Origin of the sequence: Streptomyces sp. NPDC057963 (assembly GCF_042887155.1) — a bacterium.
Taxonomy (GTDB): Bacteria; Actinomycetota; Actinomycetes; order Streptomycetales; family Streptomycetaceae; genus Streptomyces.
Window position 1 is genome coordinate 184,903 of sequence record NZ_JBHVPX010000001.1, and the last position, 12,983, is coordinate 197,885.

The 12,983-nt window shown below is 69.8% G+C and carries 12 protein-coding genes; 8 read left to right on the top strand and 4 right to left on the bottom strand.

The genetic code is table 11. From position 1 onward, the window contains the following. Nucleotides 1-25: 25 nt before the first annotated feature. The gene (locus ACFVT1_RS00780) at nucleotides 26-637 is read right to left on the bottom strand and encodes a response regulator transcription factor (RefSeq protein ID WP_003948568.1); all 612 of its coding nucleotides are present in this window, start codon (nucleotides 635-637) and stop codon (nucleotides 26-28) included. A gap of 411 nt (nucleotides 638-1,048) precedes the next feature. On the opposite strand from ACFVT1_RS00780, the gene ACFVT1_RS00785 reads away from it, so the two are divergent. Beyond that, a complete protein-coding gene (locus ACFVT1_RS00785; protein ID WP_362207903.1) occupies nucleotides 1,049-1,384 on the top strand; it encodes a WhiB family transcriptional regulator in 336 nt (111 codons plus the stop codon). A gap of 84 nt (nucleotides 1,385-1,468) precedes the next feature. On the opposite strand, the gene ACFVT1_RS00790 is transcribed toward ACFVT1_RS00785, so the two are convergent. After that, entirely contained in the window at nucleotides 1,469-2,359 is an 891-nt protein-coding gene (locus tag ACFVT1_RS00790) for a LysR family transcriptional regulator (protein WP_389791291.1), read from the bottom strand. A 90-nt stretch (nucleotides 2,360-2,449) separates the two neighbouring features. On the opposite strand from ACFVT1_RS00790, the gene ACFVT1_RS00795 reads away from it, so the two are divergent. Both ACFVT1_RS00795 and ACFVT1_RS00800 read left to right on the top strand, forming a co-directional pair. Continuing rightward, nucleotides 2,450-3,124: an MOSC domain-containing protein gene (locus ACFVT1_RS00795; RefSeq protein ID WP_389792203.1), complete on the top strand. Its 675-nt coding sequence runs from the start codon at nucleotides 2,450-2,452 to the stop codon at nucleotides 3,122-3,124. 69 nt (nucleotides 3,125-3,193) lie between these two features. Then, nucleotides 3,194-3,967 carry an SDR family oxidoreductase gene (locus ACFVT1_RS00800; RefSeq protein WP_362207898.1) on the top strand — a complete coding sequence of 258 codons (774 nt, stop codon included), beginning with the start codon at nucleotides 3,194-3,196 and terminating at the stop codon, nucleotides 3,965-3,967. Between the two features lie 38 nt (nucleotides 3,968-4,005). On the opposite strand, the gene ACFVT1_RS00805 is transcribed toward ACFVT1_RS00800, so the two are convergent. Further along, entirely contained in the window at nucleotides 4,006-5,538 is a 1,533-nt protein-coding gene (locus tag ACFVT1_RS00805) for a right-handed parallel beta-helix repeat-containing protein (RefSeq protein ID WP_389791294.1), read from the bottom strand. Nucleotides 5,539-5,738: 200 nt separating this feature from the next. On the opposite strand from ACFVT1_RS00805, the gene ACFVT1_RS00810 reads away from it, so the two are divergent. From ACFVT1_RS00810 to ACFVT1_RS00830, 5 genes are all read left to right on the top strand, one after another. After that, the gene (locus ACFVT1_RS00810; RefSeq protein ID WP_389791296.1) at nucleotides 5,739-6,821 is read left to right on the top strand and encodes a substrate-binding domain-containing protein; all 1,083 of its coding nucleotides are present in this window, start codon (nucleotides 5,739-5,741) and stop codon (nucleotides 6,819-6,821) included. Between the two features lie 189 nt (nucleotides 6,822-7,010). Next, complete coding sequence (locus ACFVT1_RS00815) at nucleotides 7,011-8,339, top strand: ABC transporter substrate-binding protein (protein WP_389791298.1); 1,329 nt, start codon at nucleotides 7,011-7,013, stop codon at nucleotides 8,337-8,339. Continuing rightward, entirely contained in the window at nucleotides 8,339-9,232 is an 894-nt protein-coding gene (locus tag ACFVT1_RS00820; RefSeq protein ID WP_389791300.1) for a carbohydrate ABC transporter permease, read from the top strand. The genes ACFVT1_RS00815 and ACFVT1_RS00820 overlap by 1 nt, the downstream gene beginning before the upstream one ends. After that, a complete protein-coding gene (locus tag ACFVT1_RS00825) occupies nucleotides 9,229-10,083 on the top strand; it encodes a carbohydrate ABC transporter permease (protein WP_362207885.1) in 855 nt (284 codons plus the stop codon). Before ACFVT1_RS00820 ends, ACFVT1_RS00825 begins: the two co-directional genes overlap by 4 nt. A gap of 35 nt (nucleotides 10,084-10,118) precedes the next feature. Beyond that, nucleotides 10,119-11,147: a hydroxyacid dehydrogenase gene (locus ACFVT1_RS00830; protein WP_389791302.1), complete on the top strand. Its 1,029-nt coding sequence runs from the start codon at nucleotides 10,119-10,121 to the stop codon at nucleotides 11,145-11,147. 176 nt (nucleotides 11,148-11,323) lie between these two features. On the opposite strand, the gene groL is transcribed toward ACFVT1_RS00830, so the two are convergent. Beyond that, on the bottom strand, nucleotides 11,324-12,949 hold the full coding sequence (groL, locus tag ACFVT1_RS00835; RefSeq protein WP_389791304.1) for a chaperonin GroEL: 1,626 nt from the start codon (nucleotides 12,947-12,949) through the stop codon (nucleotides 11,324-11,326). Nucleotides 12,950-12,983: the final 34 nt, after the last annotated feature.

Genomic DNA, 12,983 nt, shown 5'->3' on the forward strand with positions numbered 1-12,983 from the left:
ATCGGCTGCCGGCCATGACCGGTCCTCAGCGGACCAGGCCCCAGCGGAAGCCGAGCGCCACGGCGTGCGCCCGGTCCGAGGCGCCGAGTTTCTTGAACAGACGCCTGGCGTGCGTCTTCACCGTGTCCTCGGAGAGGAACAGCTCACGGCCGATCTCGGCGTTCGAGCGGCCGTGGCTCATTCCTTCGAGCACCTGGATCTCACGCGCGGTGAGCGTCGGCGCCGCACCCATCTCGGCCGACCGCAGCCGACGCGGGGCGAGCCGCCACGTCGGATCGGCCAGCGCCTGGGTGACGGTGGCCCGCAGCTCCGCGCGGGAGGCGTCCTTGTGCAGATAGCCGCGGGCACCGGCGGCGACCGCGAGCGCGACGCCGTCCAGGTCCTCGGCGACGGTCAGCATGATGATCCTGGCGCCGGGGTCGGCGGAGAGCAGCCGCCGGACCGTCTCCACACCCCCCAGACCGGGCATGCGTACGTCCATCAGAATCAGATCCGAACGGTCGGCGCCCCAGCGGCGGAGGACTTCCTCGCCGTTGGCCGCCGTCGTCACACGCTCGACGCCGGGCACGGTCGCGACCGCGCGACGGAGCGCTTCTCGGGCAAGCGGGGAGTCGTCGCAGACGAGGACGGATGTCATGACCGTCCTCCGCAGCTGATGCGCGTCACCTTGAGCCTCCAGGCTGTTACAAGTCGTCACCTGAGCGGTTGACGCTCTCGGACATCTGCCCGATCGCCATTTCTGTCAACCGCCTCCGCCCTCTCAACGATGGTCACTCGAAAGAGTTACGGGTCGGACCGCGGCGTTCGGCACTCTACGTGAGGGCCCGCACACGGAGGAGAGCGGCACGGATCATCCAACCGTCAACCGAAAATTCCCATAAACACATGCCCCATTTAGCGGGTTTTCTTCCCTTTTGCTGGTGTCTGTGGATAGATTCGCAATCAGTCATATTTACATCTACTTACACCGTAGATGTAGTGTCATGGGCACGGTCAAACATGGATGACAACGACGATTCCGACTCAGCATGGTTTGAGGGGACAAGCAATGGCAGATTTCTCCCGCCTTCCCGGACCCAACGCCGATCTGTGGGACTGGCAGCTGCTGGCGGCCTGCCGCGGGGTCGACAGCTCGCTGTTCTTCCACCCGGAGGGTGAACGCGGGGCGGCACGGAGCGCCCGCGAGAACTCGGCAAAAGAGGTCTGCATGCGATGCCCGGTGCGTGCCGAGTGCGCGGCGCACGCGCTGGCCGTACGAGAGCCCTACGGAGTGTGGGGCGGACTGACAGAGGACGAACGCGAGGAGCTCATGGGACGGGCCCGCAATCGCCTGATCGCGGCAGGGGCGCCGTCGGGCGTTCCGTCCCCGGCGGGGCACGGCTGAACCCGCCCGCCCGCACAACAAATACAAAAACGTTTTTGCACTTCACCCGGCCACCGAGGGGGCCGGGTCACAGGCAGGCCCGCTTCAGCGGGCGGCCGCCAGGGACAGCCGGTCCAGGGTGGCAGCCACCGCCGGCACCTGGGCCAGGTCGGGCAGGGTCAGGGCGACGATCTCGCGCTCGATGGCCGGTTCCACCGTGACGGTGCGGGCCCGCTTGGGGCGTACCGACTCGATCGCCAGCTCCGGCAGCACGGCCACGCCCAGCCCCGCGCCGACCAGGCCGACGACGGCCGGGTAGTCGTCGGTGGCGAAGTCGATCCGGGGGGTGAAGCCGGACTCCTCGCAGACCTCGACCAGCTGGCGGCGGCAGCGGGGGCAGCCCGCGATCCACGACTCGTCGGCCAGCTCGGCGATGGAGACCGCGGCCGAACCCGCCAGCCGGTGCCCTTCGGGGACCAGGCCGATCAGCCGGTCGGTGAGCAGCGGGCGGACGACCAGGTCGTCCCACTCGGCGCCGGAGGCGCCGTAGCGGAACGCCAGCGCGATGTCGCAGTCGCCCTCGCGCAGCATCTCGACCGAGCGCGGTGGCTCGGCCTCGACCAGGGAGACCCGGGTGCCGGGGTGGGCCGCGCGCAGCGCCGCGAGGGCGCCGGGGACGAGGGTGGAGCTGCCGCTGGGGAACGAGACGAGCCGGACCCGGCCGGCCCGCAGCCCGGCGATCGCGGCGACCTCCTCCTCGGCGGCGGTGAGCCCGGCGAGGATGCCGGAGGCATGCCGGACGAGCGCCTCGCCCGCCTGCGTGAGCCGCATCTCGCGCCCCGTACGGATCAGGAGCGTGGTCCCCGCGGAGGCTTCCAGGGCCTTCATCTGCTGGCTGACAGCAGGCTGGGTGCAGCCCAGCTCGCGGGCCGCGGCGGAGAACGAGCCGGTGGCGGCCACGGCGCGCAGGACACGGAGATGACGGGCTTCGATCACCCTTCAACCATAAGCTGCTCTTGGGTCGGATGCGAATTATCGGCATGCACCTTTGGGTATGGAATGGTTAGCGTTCTCCGTATGAAGCCGATGAAGTTGCTGACCGTGAATGTGGGACGGCCCAGGGCCGCCGACCACACCGACGCCCCCGGGGGCGCGACCGGGATCGACAAGCGGCCCGTCGACGGCCCCGTACGGGTCGCCGACCCCGGCCCCAAGGGCACCGGCGGCAGCGGCCTCGCCGGGGACGCGGTGTGCGATCTGCGTCATCACGGCGGCTCCGACCAGGCCGTGTACGCCTTCGCCCGCGAGGACCTCGACGACTGGGAGCGCGTGCTCGGACGCCCGCTGGCCAATGGCGCGTTCGGCGAGAACCTGACGACCGGCGGGCTCGACGTGAACGGCGCGAGGATCGGCGAGCGCTGGCGGATCGGCCCCGATCTGGTGCTGGAGGTCACGTCGAGCCGCATTCCGTGCCGTACGTTCGCCGGCCGTCTCGGCGAGAAGGGCTGGGTCAAGCGGTTCACGCAGGCGGGCGCCCCGGGTGCCTATCTGCGGGTGATCGAGCCGGGTGAGATCCGCTCCGGGGATCCGGTCGAGATCGTGCACCGGCCCGGCCACGAGGTCACCGTGCGACTGGACTTCGCGGCGTCGACGACGCGACGGGAGCTGCTCCCGCAGTTGCTGCCGGCCGGCGACGCGCTGCATCCCGAGACGCTGCGTGCCGCCCTGGAGTACGTGGAGAAGGAGGCCGCGCGCGAGTGATCGCGGTGGTCGGCGGGGCAAGGGCGCCCGTCGGCCGTGTCGCGCCGGTCAGGCACTAACGTGCCGCGTATGACGACTGCACTGATTACGGGCGCGACCGCGGGGATCGGAGCCGCCTTCGCGCGGCGGCTGGCGGCCGACGGGCACAACCTCGTGCTGGTGGCGCGCGACACCGAGCGGCTGCGCGAGCAGGCGACCGAACTGCACGACCGGCACGGCATCGAGGCCGAGGTGCTGACGGCCGATCTGTCCGAGGACAAGGGGATCGCCGCGGTCGAGGACCGGTTGACCGACCGTCAGCAGCCGGTCGACCTCCTGGTCAACAACGCCGGGTTCGGCAACAAGGGGCACTACCTGGAGGTGCCCATGGCCGATGAACTGAACATGCTGAAGGTGCACTGCGAGGCCGTGCTGCGGCTGACCTCGGCGGCCGCGGCCGGGATGCGGGAGCGGGGGCGGGGCGGCGTCGTCAACGTGGCCTCGGTGGCGGCGTTCGTGCCGCGCGGGACGTACGGCGCGTCCAAGGCGTGGGTCGTGCAGTTCACCCAGGGCGCGGCGAAGGACCTGGCCGGTTCGGGGGTGCGGCTGATGGCGCTGTGCCCCGGCTTCGTCCGGACGGAGTTCCACCAGCGGGCGGGGATGGGCACCGGCAACATTCCGGGCTGGATGTGGCTCGACGCGGACAAGCTGGTGGCGGCGGCCCTGGCGGACCTGGCACGCGGCAAGTCCCTCTCCGTCCCGGATCCGCGGTACAAGGCGCTGATGGGGCTCGTGAAGGTGACGCCGCGCGGCCTGCTCGGCGGGGTCACCTCCAAGACAGGCCGCAAGTACGGTCCTCAGTGAGCGGTCGGTTAACGGGTGCGCGTCCCCCTGACGGGCGGTCAGCGCACTCCGCGGCCCGCGTAGGCGCCGATGTTGGGGGCGCCCGGCTTCAGCTTGTTGCCGAAGTAGTCCTTGCCGCCGTTGTTCTCGATGACGGCTCCGGCGGCGAGGGCGGGCGAGCCGGCGCCGAGCCGGAAGTCGGTGCGGAGCTTCGGGTCGGCCGTGATGCCACCGGGGTCGGGGCGGGTCATGTCGATGCCGTAGAAGGCGTTGTGGTCGAAGGAGAGCCCCGGCGTCGGGTTCTTGAAGGCGTAGCCGCCGGTGCCCTCGCTCACGAAGACGTTGTTCCGGATGGACAGTTCGTGCTGGGTGGTGGCGGGGCTGCCGGCGTCGTCCTGGACGAGGTGACCGGGGATCTGCTCCTTGTTGTGGAAGGTGTTGTTGTAGATCTCCGTGCCGAGGATCGGGCCCCAGCAGTTCTGGATCAGGCGGGCGCCGTCGTTGCGGCTGACGTTGTAGCGGGCCACCGTGCCGATCGTCTTGGCGCCGCTGTACGGGCAGATCAGCAGGAAGCCGCCCTTGTTGTCGTGGCTGTAGTTGTACTGGAAGACCGTGTTCTGCGAGGCGCCGTCGGCGTCGAAGGACATCCCGTCATGGGTGTTGCCGCCACCCGAGACCTCGTTGTACTCGACGGTCGTGTCGTCGGTGTTGAAGGTCCAGATGCCCGCGTTGGCGGAGGGCGAGCGGAGCTGGAAGCCGTCGACCCGGTTGTGGTCGACGCGGGCGCCGCTGGTGGTGTCGAGCTTCATGCCGTCGCCGGCCAGCGACTTCAGCGTGTTGTGGTGGATACGGACCCCGGTGCTGGGCGTCCACTCGCCCGGGTAGACGTTCGGGTCCTGCTGCTGGCCGACCAGATCGCGCTTGGAGAAGGTCGACTTGAAGTAGATGCCTTCGCGGTCGACGTCCTCGATGCGGTTGTGGCCGATGTCCAGGCCGTCGTACCGACTGGCCTTCGCCGTGCCCTCGACCGCGATGTGGATCGCGCTGGAGCCGGACACCGTCTTGTAGTCGCCGCCGCGCACGTCGTGGATGTAGAGGCCGGAGAGGTCGAAGCCGCGCGCGACGCCGTAGTCGGTGAGGCGCAGGCGGACGCCGTTGCGCTCGCTGCCCGGGTCGTCGGCGTTGGTGATCTCCAGCGCCTTGAGGTGCACGTACTGCGTGTTGGAGAGCAGGACGACATCGTGGGCGCCCGCGCCGTCGAGCCTGGCGCGGGCCGGGCCGCTGCCGTAGTCGGCGATGGTGAACGGGGCGCGGGCGGAGCCGGTGCCGGTGGGGGCGAGGGTTCCGGTGCACGTGGCGCCGCGTTTGAAGAGCAGTCGGTCACCGGGGCCGTAGGGGTGCGCGTTGGCCTCGGCGAGCGTGGTCCAGGGGTGCTTCCTGCTCCCGGTGGCGCCGGCCGGGTCGGCTGCGCAGTCGACGTGGAAGGCGCGGCCGGCGGGTGCCGCGGCCTGCGCCGCGCTCTGGCCGGTCGCGGTCAGGCCGGCGGCGGCCGTCAGGGCCACGAGCGTCGCAGCGGTGACGCGATGTCTCACAATTCCTCCGTACGAACAGTCAGGGACGGGACGAGTCGGCATCGCCGGAATCCTGGACTCGGATTGATCGAACGTCAATGGATTGCGTTTGAATGATCGAAACTCCCATCGTTCGATCACGGTGGTCTAGGGTCGGACAACGGCCCCGACACCGGCCGGACCGGGGGGCCGGGCCACACACATGCGAGGGGACTGCTGCCGTGCGCGAAAGTGCTGCTGAACGTCATGACCGCCTGCTGGGGCTGGTGCGGGAACGGGGTTCGACCCGGGTCTCGGAGCTGGCCTCGCAGCTGGGGGTCTCACCCGTCACGGTGCGCCGCGACGTGGAGGAGCTGGCCGGCCGGGGCCTGCTCGACCGGGTCCACGGCTCGGTCTCCTGGCCGCAGGACGCCGCCGGTGCGGGGACCGGCGGCAGCGGCAGCGGCCTGGTCCTCGGCATGCTCGCGCCCTCGTCGACGTACTACTTCTCCGAGGTCATCCGGGGGGCCCACGAGGCCGCGGCGGGGGCGGGCGCCCGGCTGATCCTGCGGATCTCCGACTACCGGCCGCAGGAGGACCAGGCCCGTACCGAGGGGCTGCTCTCCGCGGGCGCCGAGGGGCTGCTGGTCGCACCGGGCTGGCAGCACCCCGGCGACCCCGCCGCGTTCGGCGACTGGATCGCCTCGCTGCCCGTGCCGACCGTCCTGCTGGAGCGCAGGCCCACCGTCGGGTCCCCGCTGGACGGCCTGGACCGGGTCTGCTCGGACCACGCGCACGGGGTCCTGCTCGCCGTCCGCCACCTGGTGAATCTCGGGCACGGGGCACCGCTGCTGATGGCCCGCGCGGACTCGCCGACCGCTCTCGCGGTGCGGTCCGGATACGAGGAGGCCCTGGCCGTGCTCCGGCTGCGCGCCCCGCAGGACGTGATCGATTCCGTACCGGCCGAACTCGCCCCGGACGCGTTCGAGCAGGCTGTACAGGCACTGCGCGAGGCGGTCCACTCGGGCGTGGCGACGGCGGCACTGATCCACAATGACGTCGACGCGATCCAGGTGGTGCAGCGCCTGGCCGAGCTGGGCGTGCGGGTGCCGGACGATCTGGCACTGATCGCCTACGACGACGAGGTGGCGGCCCTCGCGGACACCCCGCTCACCGCGGTGGCACCGCCCAAGCGCGACGTGGGCCGCCATGCGACGGAACTGCTGGTGGAGCGGGTCGGCCAGGGCGCGGGCGCGCCCCGGCGGCATCTGACGCTGCTGCCGCAGCTGCGGGTCAGGGACTCCTGCGGAGCATCCCTGCCGTAGGTCGTAGACGGGGGCGGCGGGCGTTTCCACGGGTTCGTGCACCCTTCACGAAGAGCGTCCCACAGTGGTTCCGTACGTAACTTATCTGATCTTTTTTCGATCAATCGCTCTTTCGCTCTTGACTTCGGTCACGGCTGGTCCAAGGATCACGGCCAACGCCAATGTCGTCGCCTGTTCAGGAGCCTCGCTGTGAGCCGCAGTTCGAGCAGAACGTCCCTCGCCGTAGTCGGCGCCGCCACCGCCCTCGCCGTTCTCACGGCCTGTGGCGGCAGCGGCGACGGCACAACCGCCGCCGGAAGCGACGGCAAGCCCGTCAGCATCACCTTCTGGGGCTGGGCCAAGGGGTCCAAGGAGGTCGTTGACGCGTTCAACGCCTCGCACAAGGACATCAAGGTGGTGTACGAGGAGATCCCGTCCGGCAACGCGGGCGGCTACGCCAAGATCTCCAACGCGGTGAAGGCGGGCAACGCCCCCGACCTGGTCTCCATCGAGTACCCGCAGCTTCCGGAGTACGTCAGTCAGGGCGCGCTCCAGGACATCGGCCAGTACTTCACCGACGACATCAAGAAGAAGCTGCTGCCGCAGGCGGTCGAACTGACGACGCTCGGCGGCAAGAGCTGGGCCGTCCCGTTCGACGCCTCGCCGCAGTCGTTCTTCTACCGCAAGGACCTGTTCGAGAAGTACGGCGTCGAGGTCCCCAAGACCTGGGACGAGTTCCGCAAGGCCGCCGAGAAGGTCAAGAAGGCCGACAAGAAGGCCCGCATCGGCACCTTCTTCCCCGACGACCCGAGCACGTTCCAGGCGATGTCCTGGCAGGCCGGCGCCCAGTGGTACAAGCCCGAGGGCGACACCTGGAAGGTCGAAACGGCCGACGCGGCCACCAACAAGGTCGCCGACTACTGGCAGGGTCTGCTCGACGACGACCTGATCCGCTCCAACGCCTCGTTCAGCCCCGAGTGGACCAACTCCCTCAAGAACGGCGGCACCGTCGGCTACCTCGGTGCCGCCTGGGGCGCGGGCGTCCTCAAGGCCACGCTGCCCGAGCAGAGCGGCAAGTGGGCCGTCGCCCCGATGCCCAGCTGGGACGGCAAGGCGGCCAGCGGCATGCTCGGCGGCTCCACCTTCGCGGTGACGAAGACCAGCAAGAAGGCCGCGGCCGCGGTCGAGTTCGCCACCTGGATGTCGACCACCGAGGAAGGCATCAAGGCCCGCATCGAGTCCGGCACGTCGAGCGCCTTCCCGGCCGCGGCGGCGCTGCGCCCGGTGGCGAAGAAGTCCTTCGACGCCGGCTTCTACGGCGGCGAGGACATCTACCAGGTGTTCGAGAGCGCCGCGACCTCCATCGGCCCGAACTGGACCTGGGGCCCGACGACCGGCACCACGAACACCACCATGAAGGACCAGTTCGGCAAGGTCTCGAGCGGCGGCACCACCATCAAGGACGCCGTGAAGGCCGGGCACGACGCCACGGTCGCCGAGCTGAAGAGGCGCGGTCTGAAGGTCGAGGACGCAGGCTGATGAGACGCGCCCGGACGACCAGAGCCGCCGCCATCCTGCTGGGGCCCTTCTTCGTACTGTTCACCGTGGCCATGGTGCTGCCGATCGGATACGCGGTCTGGCTCAGCCTGTTCACCGAGAAGCAGTCCGGTCTGGGCTTCGGCGGCACCGAGACCGTCTTCAGCGGACTCGACAACTACACGGCGGCCCTGGGCGACCGGGCGTTCCGCGAGGGCTTCGGCGTACTCCTCGGATACTGCCTGTTCTACATTCCGCTGCTGCTCATCGGGGCCCTCGCCCTCGCCCTGCTGCTGGACTCCGCACTGGCCCGCGCCCGCCGGTTCTTCCAGCTCGCGCTCTTCCTGCCGCACGCCGTGCCCGGCATCATCGCCGCGCTGATCTGGGTCTACCTCTACACACCCCAGCTCAGCCCGGTGGTCGACGCCATGGAGTCCGGCGGCATCGGCTTCGACTTCTTCTCGCCCGAAGGCGCCCTCCCCTCCATCGTCAACATCGCCCTGTGGGAGTGGCTCGGCTACAACATGGTGATCTTCTACGCCGCGTTGCAGGCCATCGACCGCTCCGTACTCGAAGCGGCCACGGTCGACGGGGCCGGTGCCTGGCGCGTCGCGCTCAGCATCAAGGTCCCGTTGATCCGCGCGTCGGTCGTGATGGTCGCGCTGTTCACGGTCATCGGCTCGCTCCAGTTGTTCACCGAACCGCTGATCCTCAACAAGGGGACCGGTTCCGCCGTCTCCTCCACCTGGACGCCGAACATGTACGCGTACACCGCGGCCTTCGAGCGCAACGACTACGGTCTCGCCGCGGCCTCCTCCATCCTGCTGGCGCTCACGGCCGCGCTGCTGTCCTTCGTCGTCACCCGCTTCACCGGCCGGAAGGGCAAGAAAGCATGAACTCTCCCGCCTCCCGCGGCCGCTGGATGTCGAAGACCGCCGTCAACGGCTTTCTCCTGCTCGCCGTCGTCTACATGCTCTTCCCCCTCGTCTGGCTGGTCACCGCCGCCACCAAGGACACCGGCGGACTGCTCGCGGGCAACGCGTTCTCCTTCGAGGGCTTCAACCTCGGCGAGAACCTGTCGAACCTGGCCTCCTACGGCGACGGCATCTACTTCCGCTGGTACCTCAACAGCCTCTTCTACGCGGGCGGCGGGGCGATTGTCTGCTCGCTGATCTGCGTCGCCGCGGGATACGCCTTCGACAAGTACGAATTCCGGGGCAAGGAGAAGCTGTTCGCCCTCGTGCTGATGGGCGTGCTCGTCCCCACGACGGCGCTCGCCCTGCCGATGTATCTCCTGGCCTCCAAGACCGGCCTGGTCAACACCTACTGGTCCGTCCTGATCCCGGTGCTCGTCAACCCGTTCGGCGTATATCTCGCCCGGGTGTTCAGCACCGGCTACATACCGAACGAGGCTCTGGAGGCCGCCCGTATCGACGGAGCGGGCGAGCTGCGCGTCTTCTGGTCCATCGGGCTGCGCATGGTCATGCCGGGCTTCGTGACCGTCTTCCTCTTCCAGTTCACCGCGATCTGGAACAACTTCTTCCTCCCCCTCGTGATGCTCTCGGACCGCAAGCTCTTCCCGCTGAGCCTCGGTCTGTACTCCTGGAACACCAACACCCACGGCGAGCCGAGCTTCTATCCGCTCGTCGTCACCGGCTCCCTCCTCGCCGTCATCCCCCTGATCGTCGCCTTCGTCTCGCTCCAACGGCACTGGAAGGCCGGTCTGACCGCCGGCAGCGTCAAGTGACTCTCGCGCGAGCCCTGAGGAGTACGAGTTCCACCATGCCCCACGCCACTGACAACCGGCCGACCGCCCTGCTCGCGATGGGCCCCGGCATCGACGCGCGCCTCCTCGCCGACCGCCACCGCACCCGGCTGGCCGCCCTCACCCGCACCGACCCGCACCTCGTCGCCCACGACCTGGCCGACCCGACACCCGAGGTGGCGGCCGCGCTCGCCGATGCCGAGGTGCTGTTCACCTGCTGGGGCGCGACGCCGCTCACCACCGAGGTGCTGGCGGCCGCGCCCCGGCTGCGGGCCGTGGTCCACGCGGCCGGCTCCGTGAAGCACCACATCACGGACGCCTGCTGGGAGCGCGGGATCGCCGTCACCTCGGCGGCCGGGGCCAACGCGCTGCCGGTCGCCGAATTCACGCTCGCCGCGATCCTGTTCGCGAACAAGCGCGTCCTGCACTCCGCCGACCGCTACCGCGCGCTGCGCACCGAGCACGACTGGCTCGCGGAGCTCGACGGCTCCGGCAACTACCGGCGCACGGTCGGCGTCGTCGGCGCCTCGCGCATCGGCCGCCGGGTGATCGAGCTGCTGCGCCCCTTCGATCTGGACGTCCTGCTGTACGACCCGTACGTGGACGGTCCGGAGGCGGCGCGGCTCGGTGTCCGGCTCACCTCGCTCGACGAGCTGTGCGCGAGCAGCTCGGTCGTCTCGGTGCACGCGCCGCAGCTCCCGGAGACGCACCATCTGATCGGCGCGGCGCAGCTGTCGGCCATGGCGGCCGGGGCGACCCTGATCAACACGGCGCGGGGTTCGCTGGTCGACGAGGACGCGCTGCTGCCCGAGCTGACGAGCGGGCGGCTGCACGCGGTGCTGGATGTGACGGAGCCCGAACTTCCGCCTGCGCACTCGCCGTTGTACGACCTGCCGAATGTGCTGCTCACTCCGCATGTCGCGGGCTCGCTGGGCGATGAGCTGCACCGGATGGCCGACGAGGCGCTGGACGAGCTGGAGCGGTACGTGCAGGGGCGGCCGTTCGCGGATCCGGTCGTGGCGGGAGTGCTGCCGCACTCGGCGTGACGCCGCGCCCGCTCCTCCGCCGCCGGGGCGGGCCCGACGCGGCCCCGGCGGGCCCGACGCCGTTCCCCGGGCGGGCCCGATACGGCCCCCCGGCGAGCCCAATTCGGGCCGCACGTGCCGAGGCCCGGTACCCCGCGACGGGGTACCGGGCCTCAGTGGCTGGGTGATGCTGTGCGTCAGTGCGAGTGGCCGTGGCCACCGTGACCGGCCTCGGCCTCTTCCTCGGCCGGCTTCTCGACGACCAGCGTCTCGGTCGTGAGCAGCAGCGACGCGATGGACGCGGCGTTCTCCAGCGCGGAGCGGGTGACCTTGACCGGGTCGATGACGCCGGCCTTCACCAGGTCGCCGTACTCGCCGGTCGCGGCGTTGAAGCCCTGGCCCTTGTCGAGCTCGGAGACCTTCGAGGTGATGACGTAGCCCTCAAGGCCGGCGTTCTCGGCGATCCAGCGCAGCGGCTCGACGGCGGCGCGGCGCACGACCGCGACACCGGTGGCCTCGTCGCCGGTCTTGTCGAGGTTGCCCTCCAGGACCTTGACGGCGTGGACCAGAGCGGAGCCACCACCGGAGACGATGCCCTCCTCGACCGCGGCGCGGGTCGCGGAGATGGCGTCCTCCAGACGGTGCTTCTTCTCCTTGAGCTCCACCTCGGTGGCGGCACCGACGCGGATCACGCACACGCCGCCGGCCAGCTTCGCGAGGCGCTCCTGGAGCTTCTCGCGGTCCCAGTCGGAGTCCGTGCCCTCGATCTCGGCCTTGATCTGGTTGACCCGGCCCTTGACGTCGCCGGGCTCGCCGCCGCCGTCCACGATCGTCGTGTCGTCCTTGGAGACCGTGACGCGGCGGGCGGTGCCCAGCACGTCCAGACCGGCCTGCTCAAGCTTGAGACCGACCTCCTCGGCGATGACGGTCGCACCGGTGAGGGTGGCGATGTCGCCGAGCATGGCCTTGCGGCGGTCACCGAAGCCCGGGGCCTTCACTGCGACGGCGTTGAAGGTGCCACGGATCTTGTTGACGACCAGGGTCGACAGGGCCTCGCCCTCGACGTCCTCGGCGATGATCAGCAGCGGCTTGGAGCCACCGGCCTGGATGACCTTCTCCAGCAGCGGGAGCAGCTCCTGGATCGCGCCGATCTTGCCCTGGTGGATCAGGATGTACGGGTCGTCGAGGACGGCCTCCATACGCTCCTGGTCGGTCACCATGTACGGGGACAGGTAGCCCTTGTCGAAGGCCATGCCCTCGGTGAAGTCGAGGTCCAGCCCGAAGGTGTTGGACTCCTCGACGGTGATGACGCCGTCCTTGCCGACCTTGTCCATCGCCTCGGCGATGAGCTCGCCGACCTGCGGGTCCTGCGCGGAGAGCGCGGCCACGGCGGCGATGTCGGTCTTGTCGTCGATCGGGCGGGCGGTCGCGAGGAGCTCCTCGGACACGGCCTTGACCGCGGCGTCGATGCCCTTCTTCAGGGCGGCCGGGGACGCACCCGCGGCGACGTTGCGCAGACCCTCGCGGACGAGCGCCTGGGCCAGCACGGTGGCGGTGGTCGTACCGTCACCCGCGACGTCGTTGGTCTTGGTCGCCACCTCCTTCACCAGCTGGGCACCGAGGTTCTCGTACGGGTCGTCGAGCTCGACCTCGCGCGCGATGGTGACACCGTCGTTGGTGATGGTGGGAGCGCCGAACTTCTTGTCGATGACGACGTTGCGGCCCTTGGGGCCGATCGTCACCTTGACCGTGTCGGCAAGCTTGTTGACGCCGCGCTCAAGGGCGCGACGGGCGTCCTCGTCGAACTTCAGGATCTTCGCCATGGGAGCTGAGCTTTCCTCTCGAACGAACTGCGCC